Source organism: Corynebacterium gerontici, from assembly GCF_003813985.1.
GTDB lineage: Bacteria > Actinomycetota > Actinomycetes > Mycobacteriales > Mycobacteriaceae > Corynebacterium > Corynebacterium gerontici.
Window position 1 is genome coordinate 81,234 of sequence record NZ_CP033897.1, and the last position, 19,272, is coordinate 100,505.

15 protein-coding genes are annotated in these 19,272 nt (G+C 59.7%); 5 read left to right on the top strand and 10 right to left on the bottom strand.

Going from position 1 to position 19,272, the window contains the following annotated elements; genetic code table 11:
- Nucleotides 1-28: 28 nt before the first annotated feature.
- From CGERO_RS00430 to CGERO_RS00445, 4 genes are read left to right on the top strand one after another with little or no spacing between them, the layout of a single operon-like run.
- Entirely contained in the window at nt 29-1,807 is a 1,779-nt protein-coding gene (locus tag CGERO_RS00430; RefSeq protein ID WP_123932743.1) for a nucleoside-diphosphate sugar epimerase/dehydratase, read from the top strand.
- Nucleotides 1,807-2,925, top strand: a complete 1,119-nt coding sequence (locus CGERO_RS00435; protein ID WP_123932745.1) for a polysaccharide biosynthesis protein — start codon at nt 1,807-1,809, stop codon at nt 2,923-2,925. Before CGERO_RS00430 ends, CGERO_RS00435 begins: the two co-directional genes overlap by 1 nt.
- Entirely contained in the window at nt 2,925-4,193 is a 1,269-nt protein-coding gene (locus CGERO_RS00440) for a nucleotide sugar dehydrogenase (RefSeq protein WP_123932747.1), read from the top strand. The genes CGERO_RS00435 and CGERO_RS00440 overlap by 1 nt, the downstream gene beginning before the upstream one ends.
- Nucleotides 4,190-5,128: a glycosyltransferase family protein gene (locus CGERO_RS00445; protein WP_123932749.1), complete on the top strand. Its 939-nt coding sequence runs from the start codon at nt 4,190-4,192 to the stop codon at nt 5,126-5,128. The genes CGERO_RS00440 and CGERO_RS00445 overlap by 4 nt, the downstream gene beginning before the upstream one ends.
- A gap of 1,003 nt (nt 5,129-6,131) precedes the next feature.
- On the opposite strand, the gene CGERO_RS00450 is transcribed toward CGERO_RS00445, so the two are convergent.
- The 10 genes from CGERO_RS00450 to CGERO_RS00495 are packed head-to-tail and all read right to left on the bottom strand — an operon-like array spanning nt 6,132 to nt 17,216.
- Nucleotides 6,132-7,208, bottom strand: a complete 1,077-nt coding sequence (locus tag CGERO_RS00450) for a glycosyltransferase family 4 protein (RefSeq protein ID WP_123932751.1) — start codon at nt 7,206-7,208, stop codon at nt 6,132-6,134.
- Nucleotides 7,208-8,566, bottom strand: coding sequence for a phenylacetate--CoA ligase family protein (locus CGERO_RS00455; protein ID WP_123932753.1), 1,359 nt, complete (start codon nt 8,564-8,566; stop codon nt 7,208-7,210). Before CGERO_RS00455 ends, CGERO_RS00450 begins: the two co-directional genes overlap by 1 nt.
- A gap of 3 nt (nt 8,567-8,569) precedes the next feature.
- On the bottom strand, nt 8,570-9,487 hold the full coding sequence (locus CGERO_RS00460; protein ID WP_123932755.1) for a glycosyltransferase family 25 protein: 918 nt from the start codon (nt 9,485-9,487) through the stop codon (nt 8,570-8,572).
- A 31-nt stretch (nt 9,488-9,518) separates the two neighbouring features.
- Complete coding sequence (locus tag CGERO_RS00465; protein ID WP_123932757.1) at nt 9,519-10,841, bottom strand: oligosaccharide flippase family protein; 1,323 nt, start codon at nt 10,839-10,841, stop codon at nt 9,519-9,521.
- Nucleotides 10,842-10,859: 18 nt separating this feature from the next.
- Nucleotides 10,860-12,077 (bottom strand): hypothetical protein, encoded by a 1,218-nt coding sequence (locus CGERO_RS00470; protein ID WP_123932759.1) that lies wholly within the window; start codon nt 12,075-12,077, stop codon nt 10,860-10,862.
- A complete protein-coding gene (locus CGERO_RS00475; RefSeq protein ID WP_123932761.1) occupies nt 12,077-13,159 on the bottom strand; it encodes a glycosyltransferase family 4 protein in 1,083 nt (360 codons plus the stop codon). Before CGERO_RS00475 ends, CGERO_RS00470 begins: the two co-directional genes overlap by 1 nt.
- Nucleotides 13,156-14,289, bottom strand: coding sequence for a non-hydrolyzing UDP-N-acetylglucosamine 2-epimerase (gene wecB / locus CGERO_RS00480; protein WP_123932763.1), 1,134 nt, complete (start codon nt 14,287-14,289; stop codon nt 13,156-13,158). The genes CGERO_RS00475 and wecB overlap by 4 nt, the downstream gene beginning before the upstream one ends.
- A gap of 3 nt (nt 14,290-14,292) precedes the next feature.
- Nucleotides 14,293-15,423, bottom strand: coding sequence for a polysaccharide biosynthesis C-terminal domain-containing protein (locus CGERO_RS00485; protein ID WP_123932765.1), 1,131 nt, complete (start codon nt 15,421-15,423; stop codon nt 14,293-14,295).
- Complete coding sequence (locus CGERO_RS00490) at nt 15,420-16,046, bottom strand: sugar transferase (RefSeq protein WP_123932767.1); 627 nt, start codon at nt 16,044-16,046, stop codon at nt 15,420-15,422. The genes CGERO_RS00485 and CGERO_RS00490 overlap by 4 nt, the downstream gene beginning before the upstream one ends.
- Complete coding sequence (locus tag CGERO_RS00495) at nt 16,047-17,216, bottom strand: DegT/DnrJ/EryC1/StrS family aminotransferase (RefSeq protein WP_245998837.1); 1,170 nt, start codon at nt 17,214-17,216, stop codon at nt 16,047-16,049. It lies immediately after the preceding gene.
- Nucleotides 17,217-17,344: 128 nt separating this feature from the next.
- Between CGERO_RS00495 and CGERO_RS00500 the strand changes: the two genes are divergently transcribed.
- Entirely contained in the window at nt 17,345-19,264 is a 1,920-nt protein-coding gene (locus CGERO_RS00500; RefSeq protein ID WP_123932769.1) for a GNAT family N-acetyltransferase, read from the top strand.
- The last annotated feature ends 8 nt before the right edge of the window (nt 19,265-19,272 follow it).

Genomic DNA, 19,272 nt, shown 5'->3' on the forward strand with positions numbered 1-19,272 from the left:
ATCAAGCCTACGTTGGGAGGAAGCAGCGATGAAAAATTTCGCCTGGAGGCGAATGCTCCTCGATGTGATGATGTGGATGCCCGCCATTCTTGCGGCAATCTGGTTACGCCTAGATTTCGATCCGATTGTTATCCACCTTGGTCACTCCTACTGGCCCCTCATCATGGCGGTGATCATGATCTCCCACGGTGCTTTGGGCTGGGCTTTCGGCGTGTATCGCCGAGGTGGAGAAAATAACGTCCACATCAGCCGCACCAATGTCATTCTTGCGGCGGCTGCAGCGCTGATCGCCGGTGTGCTTGGCTTTGTCGTGGCGGTGGCGTTGTACCCCAATTCGGGTATGCCCCGAACCGTGCCGATGCTCGCGGCACCGATCGTCGTGTGCCTGGTGCTCTTCTTGCGCGCCACGGAAATGTTGGTGGCGCAGGTGCGGGAGCAGGGCCGGGAACCGGTGGTCCTTTATGGCGCTACCCAGCTTGGCCGTCACTTCATTGCCCAGCTCGCAGAATCTGAACATTCAGAGTTCATTGTTAAGGCTGTCTTGGATGACGATCCGCAGCGTCGAGGCGGCCTGATCCACGGCATGCGCGTGCGTGGTGGGCTCGATGATCTGCTCCAGGTAGCGGAGAAAACCGGCGCGGAAACCCTTGTGATTGCGGATTCTGGACTCAGTGATCTGACCATGGACCGGATCCGCGAGGCTGCGCGTGAAGCGCAATTGAGGGTGCTCGCGGTGCCTTCCATGGCGCACATGGAGGGCTTATCGCTTGGTAATCTCGAAGACATTGACGTGTCCAAGTTCATGGATCGCGAGCAGGCCACTCTGGATAAGCAAGGTATTCGCGGCATCATTGAAGGTAAGCGAGTGCTGGTGACCGGCGCTGGCGGTTCCATCGGTTCTGAGCTTTGCCGCCAGGTGTACCGCTTCGGCCCGGCCAAGTTGTTCATGCTGGACCGCGATGAGGGCGGGTTGCACCATACGCAACTCTCGCTCACCGGCAAAGCGTTGTTGGACGATGACACGGTGATTTTGGCGGATATTCGCGATGAAGAAAATATCCGCGAGTTGTTTGAGCAGCTTCGGCCTGAGGTGGTCATCCACGCGGCGGCCTTGAAGCATCAGCCACTGCTCGAGCGCTATCCCGATCAGGCTTGGAAGACGAATGTGCTGGGTACGGAGTTTGTGCTGCGCGCTGCCGAAGCCTGTGGCGCCGCAATCGTGGTGAACGTCTCTACTGACAAAGCGGCGAATCCCTGCTGCGTGTTGGGTGATTCTAAGCGCGTTGCTGAGCGCCTTACTGCCGCCCGCGCGCACGATGGTGCCTCTGGGCGTTGGGTTTCGGTGCGTTTTGGCAACGTGCTGGGTTCGCGCGGATCCGTGGTTGAGACCTTCATGGGCCAAATCAAGCGCGGCAATTCTTTGACGATCACTGATCCATCGGTGCGTCGCTATTTCATGACGATTCCGGAGGCCGCACAGCTCGTATTGCAGGCGGCGCTCGTGGGACGGTCCGGGGAAACGTTGGTGCTGGATATGGGTGAGCCGATGTTCATTGAGGATCTTGCGCGCGGGTTGATGTCTATGGCGGGGCGCAATGATTTGGGCATCGTCTACACGGGCCTTCGCCCAGGGGAAAAGATGTCGGAAGAGCTTTTCGACGACCGCGAGACCGCCACCCACGGCGACCGCCACCCTCTGGTGAGCGAAGTATCCGTGGAGCCACTGAATGCCTTGCCCGAAGGAGAAAACGTGGGCGAACTGATGCGACAGTACGCCCGCGCTGAACAACAGCTAGGAGCACACTAATGACCAAGCAATCTGAATACGACGGCCGCACCGTGCTCGTGACCGGCGGCACCGGCAGCTTCGGGCACACCGTGGTTGAGCGCATCCTCAACACTGAGGCCAAGGAAGTGCGCGTGTTCTCCCGCGACGAGGCCAAGCAGGACGCCATGCGCCATCGCCTCGGCGATGATCGCGTTAGTTACGTCATCGGCGACGTCCGCGACGCCGGCTCGCTCCATCGGGCAATGCGCGGAGTGGATCACGTGTTCCACGCTGCCGCTTTGAAGCAGGTGCCGAGCTGTGAGTTCTTCCCCGACCAGGCCGTTGCCACCAATGTGCTCGGCTCCCAGAACGTGCTTGAGGCCGCCGAAACCTCAGGCGTTCGCAGCGTGGTGTGCCTTTCCACCGATAAGGCCGTGTACCCGGTGAACGCGATGGGCATGTCCAAGGCGCTCATGGAGAAGGTGGCCAGGGCGCATGCGCGCCGGGTCGGTGGCGCGGAAACCACGGTGAGCTGCGTGCGCTACGGCAACGTGATGTATTCGCGCGGTTCGGTCATCCCGCTGTTTGTGAACCAGATCCGCGAGGGCAAAGAGCTCACCCTCACCGAGCCACGCATGACTCGTTTCATGATGACCCTGGCGGAGTCAGTTGATTTGGTGGAGCGCGCGTTCCGCCTGGGCAAAGACGGTGATATTTTCATCCAGAAGGCCCCTGCCACCACAGTTGGTGATTTGGCCGAGGTAATGTGCGAGCTTTTTAATGTCCCCGCGAACATCAAAACCATCGGTGTCCGCCACGGTGAGAAACTGCACGAAACACTGGCTACCCGCGAGGAACTCGCCTTCGCTGAGGACCTGGGTACACATCTGCGCCTGCCCGTGGACAACCGTGGATTGAACTATGAGCAGTTCGTTGATCGCGGCGTTGCAGGCCTGGAAACGGATCAAGATTTCGATTCAGATCTCGTGGAGCGCATGAGCCACAAGCAGCTTGCAGCGAAGCTGCTTGAAGTGCCGGAATTGCGCGGCGACTTGCGAGCAGCAGGCCGCGACATCGACAAACTCGACGCCCGCTTTGGGGTGGACGCAACCCAGCTCGTGGGTGACCCGAGCCGTGAGAAAGGAACCTGGAAATAATGGCGACTGAGGCACGCGGCAAAGCCGTGGTGATTGGCCAAGGTTACGTTGGTTTGCCGGTGGCGGTATGCGCCGCTGAAGTTGGCTGGAACGTGGCCGGCATTGATTTGGATCAGCGCAAAGTTGGCATGCTGCAGCAGGGACAATCCCCAGTCGAGGACATCACAGACGCCCGCTTGCAGGCGATTCAAGATGCGGGGCGCTATGAGGCGTCGACAAGCTATGAAGCGGCAAGGAACTTCGACGTTGCTGTTATCTCCGTGCCCACCCCACTGCGGGAAACCCGACCCGATTTGAGCTTCATTGAGGACGCCGGACGTGCGCTGGCGCCCTATGTGAGCAAGGGGTCTACCGTCATCCTGGAATCCACCACTTACCCAGGCACGACTGAGGAACTGCTCATCCCCATTCTGGAGGAATGCTCCGGGCTGAAAGCGGGAGTGGATTTCTATGTGGGCTATTCTCCTGAGCGCATCGATCCGGGCAATACCCGCTATGGCCTCAAAGAGACGCCCAAAGTGGTGTCCGGTATCGACGAAGATTCGCTGGAGAAGGTGCAGGGGTTCTTTGATAGCTTCATCGAGCGCACCGTGCCCGTATCGGGTACACGCGAGGCGGAGCTGACCAAGTTGCTGGAAAACACCTTCCGACATGTGAATATAGCGCTGGTCAATGAGCTCGCGCAGTTTGCAGGGCAGCTCGGCATCGACGTGTGGGAGGCCATCGACGCCGCCGCCACGAAGCCCTTTGGATTTATGAAGTTCACCCCAGGGCCTGGAGTCGGTGGACACTGCCTGCCCATTGATCCCTCCTACCTTTCCTGGCAGGTGGAATCCCAGCTTGGGCACCCGTTCCGCTTTGTGGATCTGGCCAATGACATCAACAATCACATGCCTGATTATGTGGTGCAGCGAGTTCAGGATCTGCTCAACGATGAAGAACGATCACTCAAAGGCTCCACCGTCATGCTCGCCGGTGTGGCATACAAGCCCAATACTGGCGACGTGCGTGAAGCGCCCTCGCTGCGCATCATCGAGTTGCTGCAAGCCCGCGGTGCCCGAGTAGTGGCGGCCGACCCATTCGTACCCGAGCACCTCTGGCCTAAAGGTGTGGAGCGCTGGGAGCTGGGGCAGGCTAGTGAAGCCAATGTTGTGGTCGTGATTAATGACCACGATGGTTTTGACCTTTCTGAACTTTCCACCATCGGTGTGCCGGTGTTTGATACCCGCAACATTGTGCCTGCCAGCGATTCGGTGACGCGCCTATGAGCAAGCCAACGGTGATTGATACCGCGGGCGCCACCGCCGGTGGTGCGAGGCGTTTCCTGCTAGAACTGCAGGACTATTTGCAGCGCCACCCGCGCGAAGATGTGCGTCTCATTGGCGGCGATCGCTTGTCATCCAAGTGGCTACTGGAACGCGAATGGCATGCCCGCGGGGCGAGGAAAATCGCGTTGAACAACGCCTCCTTCTTCGGTCCCTTCGGCGAGCGCACGGTGTTGTTGCGCAACGCGCTGCATTTTGCCAGTGAGGAAGAGTTTTCGCAGCTTGGCTATACGCCAAGTGATCACATGCGCAAACAAATCCCCATCATTCGCGCGCTGGCGCACCGAGCGGATCGCATTGTCGTGCCCTGCACCGCGATGGCCGAGCGCGTGGCCGAACACACCCCAAAATTGCAACAGCGCATCGAGGTTCGCATGCACCCAGTCTCACCCCGTGGCTGGGCCCAGGTGCAGCCCGAGGGTGATCTGATCCTGGTGCCGATCGTGCCGCAGTCTTATAAGCGCCTCGACCTGCACGTTCCCGCGCTGCTGCAAGCCGTGGAAGGGACGCGGACGAAGGTGGTTGTTACCGCCTCTGTGGGGGATATCCCCGAGGCCGACGGACACCCGAACTACCAGCCCATCGGGCTCATGCCAGCGGAAGACCTTGCCATATGGTGGGGAAAAGCCAAGGCAATTTTCTTCCCGCCGACGCTGGAATCATTCGGCTACGCGCTGGCAGAAGCCCGCTGCGGTGGCCGCGCTGTCATTGCGCCCGACACGTCCCAAAATCGCGAGATCGCTGGTGGGGCACTGTGCGCCTACGGCAAGGAACATTCGCTTGCCGACGCCGCACGTCGCGCACTCGAAGCGGACATCAGCGCAGACCCCGGTCCCTTGGACCCAGATGCCTATTTTGAATGGTTGCTGGAGTGCTAGGGGCTCGTCCGGTGGTGTGGTGACCGCTCACGATGAGCGCGTGAGACTTCACTATAAATGGGGGCATCAAGAGCGAGACTTGAGCGCAGCCGCTAGCCTTTTGAGGTGAGTCAGCTTCAACGGCGATGAGGGGTATGTGGTGCCGGATGGTTTCCCTACCCGCTCAGCAAAGAAGCTCCGCAAAATTATTGAACAACACTGTGGTGAGCCGATTCCTCAAAGAGGTAGTCACGCGACATATTATTCACCCTACAAACGTCGAAACTTCACCTTTGCCATACGATCGAAGGATTTTAAGACTCAATTAGTTCGGAAGGTTTTAGTGAAAGATCTTGGTCCTTCCTTAGAAGAAGCATTGAAGGCGGTGAAATGAACGTGAAAGACGCTGGTTACATTGCGTTTCGTTGCTATCCTCAGCAGTCCCCGAAATGGGAGGCGTATGGGATCAACCATGCCGTATATGGATCTGGAGACTCACTTAGCGAAACCCGTGAGGATGCCCGCCAGGCACTCGGACTTCATCTTGACTGCAACGCAGATGATATCTATTTCACCGAGCTTCATGAACATCAGGTGGCGGTGGATACTCCCGATCATCCCGCTGTGTGGGTGCGAACCTTGCATGAGGAATCACCGCGCCGGGATGAATTTCGGCGAGAGATTCGCGAGATCATTGCTGAAACCTTGGTGACTGATCCCCAATACTACGATGTTTTTGCTTTTGGTACCGCTTCGACCGGAGACATTGTGGCGACTATTGCGCTCCCTGATGACCTGGTTTCTAATCTTTTAGCCCAGGTTGGGGGTACAGATCGACTGTACGTGTGTCTCCCATCGAAGCAAGACCTGCAGTGGCAGTGCCTTAGCAACGAATTTGCTGAGGGCGAACCAGGTGATGTGACGGTTGCGAGTTTAGGACTCAGTGACGCTGCCAGTGTTGCTGATTTTTCCAGGCTGCGTCAGCTTCACAGAGTGCCGTGCTCGATTTCTTGCTCGCGGACGCCTAACCCACTCCAAGGATCGCTAGCAGTTCTTTGTTGTAACGCTCCCAAGTTCTGCCAAGTGCATTTTCGCGCGCTGCTGCCCCCCATGCATCGCGGTTGAGGTGCATCTGCTCCAGTGCCTCGGCCACGGCAAGCGGATCGCCCTGGGCGACTAACTTGCCGCTGACGCCATCGCGAATGATCTCCTCGGCGCCGGTGCCGAGGCACCCCACAGCAGGAATGCCCCGCATGGCGGCTTCTAGAAACACCAGGCCAAAGGATTCGCGAACCGAGGGCAGGGCAAAGAGGTCGGCGTGTTCGAGCACCTTCAGGGTGGCTTCACGTTCCAGCCGCCCAAGGAATTCCACCCGATCCAGCCCCAATGCCAGAGCCTGCCGCTCCAAGGCGGCGCGTTCGGGGCCGTCCCCGACAATGCGCAACTGCCATAGGGAATCCAGGTGCGAGAAGGCAGAAAGTAGCACGTCCACGCCTTTTTCCTTGTGCAGATTGGCAATGCACACCACTGTCTTGCTTACTGACGATCCTTGCGCCACGTCCGCATAGTTTGTGCCATTGCCCAGCACCGCGTCGTGGCGCACGCCCAGTTGCTGCAGGTAAGGTAGCAGCGTTGTGCCCACCGGGATAACGTTTACATTTGAGCCAAGTTCAGGAAGATGCTGCTTGAGCCAGTTGGCGTAGCCTTTCGCGGCGAGTGGTGGGGCCGCACCGTGCACCACCACTGCAGTGGGCACTTCCTTGGTCTGCCACCAGGGAACGCAGAAGCCGAGCGGCAGTTGGTTGTGCACGATCACCGCGTCCGCTTCATGCCTAGGCAGCGTCCACCGCGCGACCCGAGCCGCCACCTTGGTGTTGGCCACGCGGTGAATGGTGCCAAACCGTGTAGGCAGATACAGGGTTCGCATGAATCGCGGTTCGATATCTTCAATCACGCTCCATTGCTTTTTGCTTGGCGACGCCACCGTCACCCACACCTCATGCCCCGCATCGACCAGCGCGCTGGCCTGCTCGGCTACGAAAATGCCACTGATAGGGTTGTCCTTTGAGGGCCACATGGACGTGATGAGGTGCAGTTTCATCAGATCTCCTTTGTCGGGGCGTGCTCCGGGATTCGGTTCGCCTCGATGGCGACACCCCGTTTACCGCGGGCAAGCGGCACAAAAGCGTCCACGAACCTGAGCCGCACCCGCCCTTTCGCTACCCCGGGGTGGTGCATGCGCAATGAGCGCTCGGCTTGGGCGGCGATGGCTTCGTGCTGGGTGCCTTGGGCGCACACCACGGCAATGTCGGCGCCCTCGCCTTGGGTGGGGGCCACCTGCGCGGAGAGCACCCCGTCAATGTTGCGGACCAGCATGGAAAGTTCGCAGGCGCGCAGGTCAATGCTGCCGTGATTGCTGGCCAAGGTAATGACGTCGCGGGTGCGCCCTTCCACGGCGGCGAGCTCCAAAATTGTGCCGCCGGGGCCTTGCTTGGAGGCCGTGATGTCGTCGCCAAGCGAATAATTCACGAGGGGGAATACGCGCTGGCTCAAGGTGCTCACCACCGCGTGTTCGCGCAACAGAATCCAGGGCCACAGCACCTGAATCGGCCAGCCGTGGCGCAGATTCGCGCCGGGCATACTAGCCGCGATCACGCCGGTTTCCACCGCGCCATATTCCACGATCACCTCACCGAGGTTGCTGAGCACTGCTGCGTCAGCGGGCGTCACTGTCTCACTGGTGGGAATGACATGCGTGACGCTGCCGAGCCCCCGTGCGCCGGTGTCGAGGTATCGCTGAGCAATCATCACCAGCGCGGAGGTGTAGCCGACCAAGTAGCGGGGGCGCAGAACCCGGATGGCCCTCAGTGCCGCATCGGCTTGTTCGGGGTTGGCAATGAGGCCGGGCACCGTCCAGGAGTTGCCGGCGACATCCTTTGCAATGCGCTTAGCGCGCGCCTGCACATAGCCTTTTCGCGTGTGGGCCTGGTGACCAAGCGTATTAGCGGCAAGCAGGAAGGAATCGAAAGGCCGCAGTCCATGGGCTTCACGGTAGGCCCAGGTTCGCGCGTAGCCGTCGATAAGCTCCTGCCCGCCACGGGGAAAGGAAAAAGGGCTGCCAGTAGAACCAGACGTGCGGTAGGCGGCGGTGGTGCCAGGAGTATCCCGAACCAAATCTTCCCGTTCGCGCAGGTGATCCTTGCTCAACACCGGCCAGTTGTCGAGGTCCTCAAGGCGCTCAATACGCGCGGGGAGATCATGCTCCTTCTGCCAATATATGTAGAAGGGGAGGTGCTGGGCTTTTGTCCACTGCGCATTGAAGCGCGCCAACTGCTCCTCGGCGATCACCTCAGGCGCTTTGATGGCGTCGGCAGCCCATTGCTGGGCGGCTTCGGCTGCGGGCCGGGCTCGTTTGGCTCCGATGGTGGCGCGAATGATGTGGCTTGGGTATCCGAGCATGGCTTAGCTCTTTCTCAAACGTGATTCGATGAAACTGCTGGTGCCGAGGATGGCGAGCATAGCTTTAGTGAGCGCTTTCGCTGCCGCGTGTTCCCGGATGGCCTGCGGCAGCGCCTGGATGACCTTGTAGTAGGCGTGCCAGATGCGGTGGGTGAGGGGGCTGCGCAGCGACATGCGGGGAATTTTCAAGCCTGCGTCTTTGATGCGCTGGAGGGGGCTTCGCCGCGCTTGTTGTTGGAGGCTGATGTAGTCGCTGTGGATTGCAGAGCTTTTCGACGCCTCCCCCTCGCACGCAATGCCCGGTGTGAGCATGCGGAAGCTGATGTGCTCTTCTACATATATGGAGCTTTCGTCCGCGAACCAATCCACTGGTCCGCGTTCTGCTCTTTGCACGAGTTTTTCCGCTGCGGCGCGCGAGATGATGTACGCGATGGCCGTGAGCGGGTAGGGGATGGCGGATCGGATCTCGTGCTGGGGGTCCAGTGCGCGTGGATAGACGGTGGCGCTGGGGGCGTTGCGGAGGCGGTCGGCGTTGCTGAAAAGGAGCGTGAAGCCGTGGGGTTCCTGCGCCAGGGCGTCGAGCACCGCTTTGCTTCCGGGCAGGAACTCCACGTCATCTTCAACAATTAGGGCGAGGGCTTGTGGATCCTCGGTGCGTGCGAGGAATTCTCGATACGCCTGGAGGTGAGAGAGCGTGCAGCCGATCTCGCCCGCTTTTGGTGCTCGGCCGTAGCGACGGGTGGCGCGGGGGACGTCGAAAAGCTGAGCCAACTCCCCTGGGCTCAGGTCGGCGCCGCGGACGGCGGGGAGGTGTTCAAGAGGATAGGGCGCGCTTGCCTGCGCTTTATCGCGTCGTTGGTGATCCTGCGGCAGCGAAATGATGGCGCAGTAGGCAAAGGGTGCGGTCTCGGCTGAGTTCATGAACGATCCTTCGGGCAAGTGTTCTGGATGATTATTCGCTATTGCTGCTGCGCAAGGTGCGCGCGGCCATACCGGTGGCGGTGATGTTGATGCCGAATTGCTGATACACAATCACGGCGATCAACAATTGACGGACGAAGGAGCCAAGGGCCGAGGCAAGGGCAATGCCCACCGAACCGAAGGAGGGCACCAGAAGAAACGCCGCTGCGATCGTGCAGACCACCCCGATAATGGTGGCGCCAGCAGCAAGCAGTTGTTTGCCCGACAACATGGCGATATTTTCACCAGGCCCAAGCAATTGTGTCAGGGTAAAACCTCCGGCGAGCACCATCACCACCTCCCAAGCGGGCAGATAGCTTTCACCATAGGCAATCAGAATGGCAAAGCGCCCCAACACCGCAATGGCTGCGAGCACCACCAGTGAAGTGACGAAGCTCCACAGCATGGCCTTATCGGACTGCTGAGCAATCACTTTCAGATTGCGCTTGGGCACAGCTTCTGCGAAGCGGGTGTAGGCAACGTGGGTGGTTGAATTCGTTCCAAGAGCCACGATGGCCATGCCGGCCAGCGCAACCTTGTAGTACCCGGCTTCGCGGAGGTTACCCAGGTGGTCCACCAGCAAAATGTCGATATTGCCGGTGAAGATCTTGGACCCGCCGAGGATTGACAGGGTGAGCACCGAAGGCAAAAATGCCCGCCATGTTGGGGCCTGCAGCGGTGCTTGGTGGGGAATCTCGCGAAGCGTGGAGCGCACCATCAGCGCGCCAACCAAGAAACCAAAAAGGGTAGCGGTAGCGTAGGCGAATGCGCCCAAGACCGGCCCCGTGGTGCCGAGGGTGAGCAGCAGCACTGTCACGATCGTTGCCGTGCCCAGAGGGCGGGCGATGAGATCCGGGATCTGTGAACGCAAGGCCTGGCCAAGTCCCTGCATGATGGCCATTCGGTTAGCGTCTGCTGCGAGCAAGGGAGCAAGAGCGGCACTAATGAGGACACCAGCGCTCAAACCGGCAACGCTCACCCCGAATCGCCAGGCGATCACCGCGCCGATCAACAGCGGCACCAGCGTGATGAGAAACATGTGCCGCCCCATAGTGATGATCGCGCGCATTCTGCCCGGATCCTCGTTCACACGCGCACTGGCGAGGTCGCGGGAGATGGTGCGGGGAAGGCCGGTGGTCAGGGGAATCGCCAGCAGGGTCGCTACGGACAAAATGACCCCGTAGGCCCCATAATCCTCAGGCCCCATGAGGCGGGCGAGCAGGATGGACACGCCAAAGGCGAGACCAGCATTGGTCAAGCGGATCATCAATGAGCGCGAATACGTCGAGCGCAGCAGTGCAGTTGGGTTTTTCATCTTCGCCTTCGTTTATTCCTATGCCCGCACGCGAGTGCTCGTGCCGGCAATTCTTCGACGAAGCGCAGAAGCAGGCTTGGGCTCAGGAGCTGGGGGAGTAACACCTTCGCGAACTTTTTGCGGTGTAGACATCAGCAGCGTGAAGAAGATCAACAGCATCGGCGCGCCGGCAGTGAGTAGCCAATCTTCAAACAAGCAGTCCACAATGGTGGCAAGCGAAAGTGCCAACATCACCGAGTCTGCCTTTGCCCAGACTATGTACGCGACGACCAAAATGATGGCGGCAAAGATGGTGCCGAAACCGAACTCCGCGAACATTTTCAAAAACGAGCTAGAACCAAGTCCGGGCGGGGTCCCACGGTATCCGGCGCCGAGCCAAGGATGCTCAGCAATGAATTGGGCGGCAACGATGACGGCATCTTCGCGCGTATTATCCGTGCGCAGCAACGCAGCGTCACTGGAATTCTTGGATAAGAAGTCCATAACAGCCCCACCGATGGGAAAGAGTGCCAACAAACCACCGAATGCGGACAGCGCCTTTTGCCGCACACTCATCTGACCGTAGAAAGGCACGACCAGGGTGATGATCAGCGCCAACATGCCTGCACGTGAACCGCTGAGGAACGTGAACACCACGCACATGGGCAGCAGCCAGCGGAAATATTTCTTGCCCATCCAAATGCTGAGACCTGCCAGTAGGAATACGAAGATGGACGCGGCATTGGCGTTTTGGAATACCCCTCGGGCGCGCCCACCAGCCCATCCGAACGGAGTTGCCAGCGTGACGCAGGAGACGAGGAAAAACACCAACAGAATGCGAAACATGATGGTGCGTAACTCGTGGACGCTCAACAATTGGCGGAAGGAGAGTGCGAAGACTAAGAGCACGATCCACGCGATGGTGGAAATCACCGTCTGCCTAGGATTAAGCGACCAAATAGTGCTTAGGCCGCACATACCGACGTAGATCAAAACTGGCGCCACACCAGGGAAAACGAGGTGCCTATTCGGCGAGGTGCCACGAGAACTGGCGTACAGGGCGGTCACCGCGTGAGGAACCAAGGAAGCAGCAAGGGCGAAGCGCAGCGAGTTTGGGAAAAACTGCGTGAGCGAAAGAACAGAGAGTGCAACACCCGTGCCCATGGCAAACGCCGGACGGCGGAACCACACCATCGCAAACCAGATGCTCAGTGGTGCCGCGACGAAGGCCGCGATGACTGAGTAAAACGTCAGCATCAGCGCACCACTCCCGCGTGCCAAGGCGCAGTGGGGCGGGCCGCGTGATTACCCGCCGCGGCTAGCAGGCATTCCTGCAGGTAGGGAGCCACGGCCGCCGGGCTGATACTCTGCTCAGCCCAAGCGCGAATGACTGCTCTTTCCTGTTTCGCATGCAGCACCTGAGCGATAGCTTCCCGCAATTGTTCCTCGTCCGGGCGATCAACCACCACGCCACGGAATGGGCCGAAGGACGTGATGAGGTCAGCGGCTCCCGCATACCGTGAGCACACCACGGGGGTGCCGCACGCCAGCGCCTCATTCACCACCGCGCCCCAGCCGTCGTACCAAGATGGCAAGACAAGCACTGCAGCTTCCCTGAGAAAATCGGCCAAGCTCTCATTCGCGATGGGCCCCAGAACGTGAACGTGTTCTCGGGTGTCCGCACCATCGTCGTAGCCCTTCTCCTTTGGGCCTATGAGCACCAATGGGCAAAGACCTGCGGTCGCGCGGATCAGCTCCGCAGTGTTTTTCCTTTCGCTGCGTCTCCCCACAAATACTGCTGCACCTTGAGGAATCTGCTGTTGTTGCTTCGTCCTTGGTAGCGCCGTGGCGTAAAGCATGGGATAAATTCTTTCCACCGGCATTCCCATGCGCTTCGCTTGTCGCCTTGCACGTTGGCCGATGGCGAGGACCCCACGCAAATGATGGCGCAAGTGCATGCGGCCGCGCCATTGTTTGACAAAGCGCGCCGCGCGTTTGAGTGGGCCGCCGAGACGGGAGAATCCCTCAACCATGACGATCACGTCGGCTTGGTCGTCGGAAAGCACCCGCTTGCGTTCTTGCACCCACCGCCGGGGGCCAACGTAGCCACTGACCACATGCATCGCCCGCGAAGGAACCCCTGCCACATCTTCGTCGGGTGAAATGAGCTGCACGCTGCTTGGCGGACGCACGTTCCAGCCGGCATCCGCGCGCGTTTCCGGAATCAGCTTATCCACCACCAGGTACACCGGACCGGGATAGATACGGCCGAATTCCTCCAACAGCGGCGTTTGGTGGATGGAAAGAATCGGCTGCCAAAACACCACGGGCCTAGTCATCGGCGAATACCCAATCGCTGATGGTGGGTGCTCGCCGTGGAGCGGATGAGGTTCACTACACGCCGCGATGAGTCCGTGATCTGGTAATCCACCGGGCAGACAGTGGGCCCATACGATTCCCACTGCGCGATGGTCATGCGCACCGCATCCACCACATCGTCGGGGTGCAAACCGGTGGTGATGATCGAGCCGGTATCGATGGCTTCCGGGCGTTCAATGGCATCGCGCAAGGTGACGGCCGGGAAGCCCAGCATGGTTGACTCCTCGCTGATCGTCCCGGAATCGGAAATCACACAGCGGGCGTGCTGCTGGAGCTTGTTGTAGTCGTGGAAGCCCAAAGGATCGTGGAAGCGCACGTCTTCATCGGCCTGGATTCCATAAGCATCAAGGCGCTTGCGGGTACGCGGGTGCGTTGAAACCAGCACCGGGCACTGCTGGTCACGGGCGACTGCAGCGAGGCTCGCCACCACATGATTGAGGCGATCTTCGCGATCCACGTTCTCCTCGCGATGCGTGGAGGCAAGAACATAGTTGCCGGGCTCAAGACCGAGGCGATCAAGCACGTCAGAGCCGTCGATGCGTTCTTTGAAGGTGCTCAACACCTCCCGCATTGGGGAACCCATAATCACTACTCGCGCCGGGTGCAGGCCTTCTGCCAGGAGGTTCTTGCGCGAATGTTCGGTATAGGTGAGGTTGTAATCGCTGACGTGATCCACCAAATGGCGGTTAATTTCCTCCGGCACATTCGGATCGAAGGAGCGGTTGCCAGCTTCTAGGTGATACACCGGCACCTTCAAGCGCTTGCCCATTACTGCGGCAACGCAAGAGTTCGTATCACCCAAAACCACGAGGGCGTCCGGTTTGTGCTCGTGAATGGCGGCTTCGGTGCCGCGCAGCACATCGCCGAGCACCGCACCCAGGGAAGAAGTATCGGCATTGAGGTACACGTCTGGCTGGCGCAGCTCGAGGTCCTCAAAGAACACCTCATTGAGATTGCGATCCCAGTTTTGGCCGGTGTGCACCAAGACGTGATCGAAGTGCTGCTCAAACGCCTTGATGATGCAGGCCAGGCGGATGATCTCTGGGCGGGTGCCCACTACCGTCATGACTTTCAATTTGCCGTTGCTCATCGCCTAAACCTCCTGGAAGAACGTGTCGGGATCTGATGGATCGAAAGGTTCGTTGATCCAGAATTGCGTGTACAACGTATCGCTACCGATATTGGTGATGTTGTGCGTCCAACCGCAGAGCATATCCACGGCCTTGGGTGCTTCACCGCTGGCGTGGACACGGATGCGCTCCTCGCTGCCGTGCTTGCGCATCTCAATGGTGGCTTGGCCCTTAAGTACCACGAAGCGCTCAATTTTGCGCAGGTGCAAGTGATTGCCGCGGGTCACACCGGGCACGGTGGTGGAAAAGCTCACCTGGCCTTGGCCGCCGGCGCGCAGGGTTTCTACGAAGCTTCCCCGCTCATCACTGTGCTTGATCAGCTCCACGGCGTTGCGCTTAGGCACGGCGTGCGAAAGATAGGCGGCACACAGCTCGTTGGTGAAGGCATCGGCAGTATCGGGCAGGGCACCGTGTTCCTGATAGCCCTCGTGGATGTGCTCCAGGCGTTTGAGAAGTTCCGGCACGGTGGTGTGGCGGAGGTGGTCTGTGGGCACCTGTTGGGTGCCACCCGGAGTTGGATCCAGCAAAAGCTCTGCTGCGTGGCGTGCGGCCAGCAGGGTGAGCGGATGATTGCCATTGACCTGGGGGCGCTCCCCATCCAGGAGTGCCTGGATAAAGGTGGCGGTGACCATGTTGTGCTTCGGCGTGCCGTGTTCGCCGAAGAGATTGGGCAGTAGCCACTGGGTGGCTTGTATTTGTGCCCGCTCTGCTGCGTCGAGGATAGCCTGGCCCGCCGCCGCTTTCGCGTCACCATAGGCGGTGCCCGTTTGGGTGGTGCCCGCAATGGTCACTGCATTTGGTGCTTGGCCGCGATCTGCAGCCAGTGCAATGGCCTCAGCGGTGATGTTCCCAGCCTTGTGGGTAGCTGCGGCCGCATCGTCGAGGGTTTCCCCCTCGGCGGGACGGTTGCATGCTGCCAGGTGCACCACGAGGTCTGCACCCGCGATGGCTTCGCTGATGTCCTCGACGCTGTCGCGCCGGGTGGAGCAGGCGTGTACTTCGTACCCCTGGGCCCAGGCGTGCAGGCCAACGTGCCAGGAAAGGAAGCCGCTGGCGCCGATGATGCAGAGGACGGGTTGTTGCTCGGTGCTCATTTGCGCACCACCGCCTTTACAGTTGCAAGGATGGTTTGGAGGTCCTGGAGCAGGGTGCGCGAGCGAACATACTTGGTGTAGCGCGCCGCTTTTTCAGGAAGCAGCGTTTCGATGTAGTAGCGCTCGGGATCTTCCTGGGCGGCAAGCAACGCTTCTTCATCGCGCAATTGCACGGTAACGGGGTCGGTGATGCCGGGGCGTACCGAAAGGATCACTGTTGCCTGTTGTTGTGGCCAGTGCTGTGTGTAGCGAGGCACCTCGGGGCGCGGCCCCACCAGCGACATATCGCCCTTGAGCACGTTGATCAGTTGCGGGAGCTCATCGAGTTTCCAATCGCGCAAGAATGCCCCGATCTTGGTAATACGAGGATCGCCACCAGCAGTCACTTGGGCTGCTTTGCCATCTTGCGCCGGGCGCATGGAGCGGAACTTGATCAATTTGAAAGGCTCGCCGCCTTTGCCCACTCGCTCCTGAGTGAAGAATACCGGGCCTGGGGAACTCACCTTGATGCCAAGCGCAATAGCCGCCATCGGTGCCGCGAGTAGGGTCAGACCCACGGCTGAGGCCGCAACGTCGATGCAGCGCCGGGCAGCATCTTCCACGCGAGAAATATTGATAGCCACCTAGTTCTCCTTGCCAAACGCTCGACGAACCGCCGCGATCACACGCTCAATCTGCTCGTTGCTCATCGCCGAAAATAGCGGCAAGCTCATCGCCCGGTGGTAGCTAGCTTCCGCGTTGGGCAACACCTGAGCATCTTGTGCGCACGTTTGCGCCCAATAACTGTGGCGGTGCAAAGGAATGAAATGCATCGAAGTGCCGATCTGCGCATCAGAAAGTGCCTGCACAAGCTCATCGCGGCTGATGGGGGAGCCATCGGCGATGCGCACAACGTAGAGGTGCCAAGAGTGGGTTTCATCCTCCGGTGCGTGAGCCGGCAGGAGTAGAGGTAGATCTGCAAACGCTTGATCGTAGCGCTGTGCAATCGCTTGACGCTTGCGCTGCATTTCCCAGCCTCGATCAAGTTGCACGCGACCAATCGCCGCCGCAACATCGCCCATGTTGTACTTAAAACCGGGCGCTACCACGTCATATTCCCAAGAAGGACGCGTGGAAGTATAACGATCAAACACATCGCGACTAATACCGTGCAGACGCATCACCCGCATACGACTCGCCAGCTCCGGATCGCGTGTGATCACCATGCCGCCCTCGCCGGTAGTAATCGTTTTCGTAGCGTAGAAGCTATACACAATGGCATCGGATTCACTCGTGCCAACCAGCGCCCCATTGCTTGTCGACGGCAACGCATGTGCCGCATCTTCCACGACCTTCAACGCGTGCTTACGGGCAAAATCGGCCAAGGCTTGAGCATCAACCGCAAGACCGGCAAAGTGCACGGGAACGATAGCCTTCGTGCGCTCAGTGATGGCGCGCTCCGCCGCCTCAAGACAGATGTTGAGGGTGTCGTAGGAGACGTCGACAAGCACCGGCGTAGCCCCCAAGTAACGAACCACCTCCGCAGTAGAGGTGAACGTCCAATCGGGCACCAGCACCTCATCACCTGGGCCCACCCCCACGGCCTCAAGCGCCAAATGCAACCCCGCCGTAGCCGAGTTCACCGCGATCGCTTCAAGCGAATCATCGCCCAAAAACGCCACCATATCCCGCTCAAAATCGCGAGTAGCAGGACCTGTGGTCAGCCAACCAGAACGCACCCGCTCCGCCGCTGCTTCCACCTCGCGATCTGTGATGTCCGGGATTGCAAACGGAATCGGCTCGATATGGGACACGATCAAAAGCTCCTCAAATGCCGCGGAGGGAGCGGCGGATAACGAAAGGTGTAACGATAGACTATCTCACTAAGCTTTTGCACTTCTAGATATATCTCTAGAAGTAGATCTGATTTGGGAGCTCCAACGTGACACGTCCGCGAACAATTTTCATCACCCAGTGGTACCCACCAGAGCCCGGACCGGCTGTGGTTCCGCACGTCATTGCCCAAGCGGTGGCCCACAACGACTGGGATGTGGACGTGCTGACGGGATTTCCTAACTACCCCACCGGCAGGTTGCCTGAGGGGTGGAAGATGTCGTGGCTGCAGCGTTCTGTGCGTGACGGGGTGCGGGTATGGCGTGTGCCGTTGTTTGCTTCCCACGACGCTTCAGCGATCAAACGCATCGCAAACTATGGCTCCTTTGGGCTGAGCGCCTCCGCGGGCTACGCGTGGGCGCGGCTGAGTGGCAAGCTGCAACGCCCCGAGGTGCAATGGGTGAGCTACTCGCCGGTGACAGTGGGGATTGCGCAATTGGTGGCGCGGGCTATTGATGGCACCCCGACGGTGGTGTGGGTGGGGGACTTGTGGCCCGATACCGTCGGGGTGTCTGGCCTTGAGGGCGCTCGTGGGCTCATGCGGCTTGCGGGTAAGGCGATGCATGCCTGGTGCAATCTTTTATATGCCCAAGCTGAGGCTATCGTGGTGATTTCTCCGGGTGTCCGCGAAGTGCTCATCAGCCGCGGGGTGCCTGAACACAAGGTGCACTTCATTCCGGTGGCCCCGGACGAGCAGGTCTTTCAACCTTGCAGTGTTCAACAGCGTGCGCAGGCGCGAGATCACTATGGCACTCAGGGGCAGCGTCGGGTATTGCTCTATGCGGGAGCCATGGGGGAGGCCCAGGAACTGCAGACGTTGATTCGAGCCGCAGCACGCGCTGGCGCTGAAGGCCCGGAGGTGGTGCTGGCGGGTTCGGGTACGCAAGAAGAGGAATTGATGGCGCTTGCCGCAGATCTCGGTGCGCCGGTGCGTTTCTTGGGTCGTGTTCCTCAAGAAGAAATGACGCAACTGCTTGCGGCCGCGGATGCCGCGTATATCGGTTTGGCGGATGCCCCCTTGTCGGGCATCACGATGCCGTCGAAGACGCAGTCTATTATCGCTTCGCACACGCCGATCCTGTGCTGCGCCTTTGGCGATGTGGCGGCAGTGGTGTTGGAAAACGACCTTGGTTTGGTCAGCGCCCCGGGCGATGTTGATGCGCTGGCACAAACGCTGCGCGATTTTGCCGCCGCGTCTGACTCTGAGCTGGCGGCTTGGCGTGCGAATGCGGCGAAGGCTCACCGCGAGCGTTTTTCGGCAAGTATTGTGGGCGAGCGCACCAGCACGCTGCTGCGTGAGGTGGCCGACGGCGGTAAAGCCATCGACGCTCCCACAGATGAGGTGGAGGCAGTCGCTGGCATTGCCGCCAGGGACGCGCGCGCCCTAGCGCATCTGCACGTGAGGGCGTTTCCGGGATTCTTCTTGGCGCAGCTTGGACCAAAGTTCCTTTCGCGCTTCTACCGTGGCTACGCCCACGATCCTTCTGCTGTTGGTATCACCTACCGCAAGCGTGGACGGGTTATTGGGTCAGTGGTTGGTACCACCGACCCCAACGGCTTTTACTCACGTTTGCTCAAACGTGACCTTTTTGGATTTGGATGGACGGCAGCGATGGCTGCGCTCAGAAATCCCAAGGCGGCCGGCAGATTATTTCAAGGGTTGTTCTATCGCGGTGAAGAGGCCGCAGAGATTCCCGGTGCAGCGCTGCTAGCAAGCGTGTGCCTTGATCCCGAGGAGCGTGGAGGTGGGCTTGGTAAGCAGATGATCCGCGATTTCTTTGGCGAATGTGCGCGCCGGGGTGCGGGCACCGTGGTGTTAACAACGGACGCTGAGAACAATGATGCCGTGAACACGATGTATCAGCGCCTTGGTGGAAAATTGGTGGATTCTTATACCACGTCTCGGGGTAGGAAGATGAATAAGTATGCCTATGAGCTGGAAGAATTGGGATTCGATGTAGCGAAGTAGCTGCTAGA

What these genes read in the sequence shown, in the direction of transcription:
- CGERO_RS00430 (WP_123932743.1), top strand. Translation starts at nt 29, where the DNA reads ATGAAAAATTTCGCCTGGAGGCGAATGCTCCTCGATGTGATGATGTGG.
- CGERO_RS00460 (WP_123932755.1), bottom strand. Translation starts at nt 9,487, where the DNA reads ATGAACTCAGCCGAGACCGCACCCTTTGCCTACTGCGCCATCATTTCG.
- CGERO_RS00475 (WP_123932761.1), bottom strand. Translation starts at nt 13,159, where the DNA reads ATGACTAGGCCCGTGGTGTTTTGGCAGCCGATTCTTTCCATCCACCAA.
- wecB (WP_123932763.1), bottom strand. Translation starts at nt 14,289, where the DNA reads ATGAGCAACGGCAAATTGAAAGTCATGACGGTAGTGGGCACCCGCCCA.
- CGERO_RS00470 (WP_123932759.1), bottom strand. Translation starts at nt 12,077, where the DNA reads ATGCTGACGTTTTACTCAGTCATCGCGGCCTTCGTCGCGGCACCACTG.
- CGERO_RS00455 (WP_123932753.1), bottom strand. Translation starts at nt 8,566, where the DNA reads ATGCTCGGATACCCAAGCCACATCATTCGCGCCACCATCGGAGCCAAA.
- CGERO_RS00450 (WP_123932751.1), bottom strand. Translation starts at nt 7,208, where the DNA reads ATGAAACTGCACCTCATCACGTCCATGTGGCCCTCAAAGGACAACCCT.
- CGERO_RS00445 (WP_123932749.1), top strand. Translation starts at nt 4,190, where the DNA reads ATGAGCAAGCCAACGGTGATTGATACCGCGGGCGCCACCGCCGGTGGT.
- CGERO_RS00485 (WP_123932765.1), bottom strand. Translation starts at nt 15,423, where the DNA reads ATGAGCACCGAGCAACAACCCGTCCTCTGCATCATCGGCGCCAGCGGC.
- CGERO_RS00435 (WP_123932745.1), top strand. Translation starts at nt 1,807, where the DNA reads ATGACCAAGCAATCTGAATACGACGGCCGCACCGTGCTCGTGACCGGC.
- CGERO_RS00465 (WP_123932757.1), bottom strand. Translation starts at nt 10,841, where the DNA reads ATGAAAAACCCAACTGCACTGCTGCGCTCGACGTATTCGCGCTCATTG.
- CGERO_RS00440 (WP_123932747.1), top strand. Translation starts at nt 2,925, where the DNA reads ATGGCGACTGAGGCACGCGGCAAAGCCGTGGTGATTGGCCAAGGTTAC.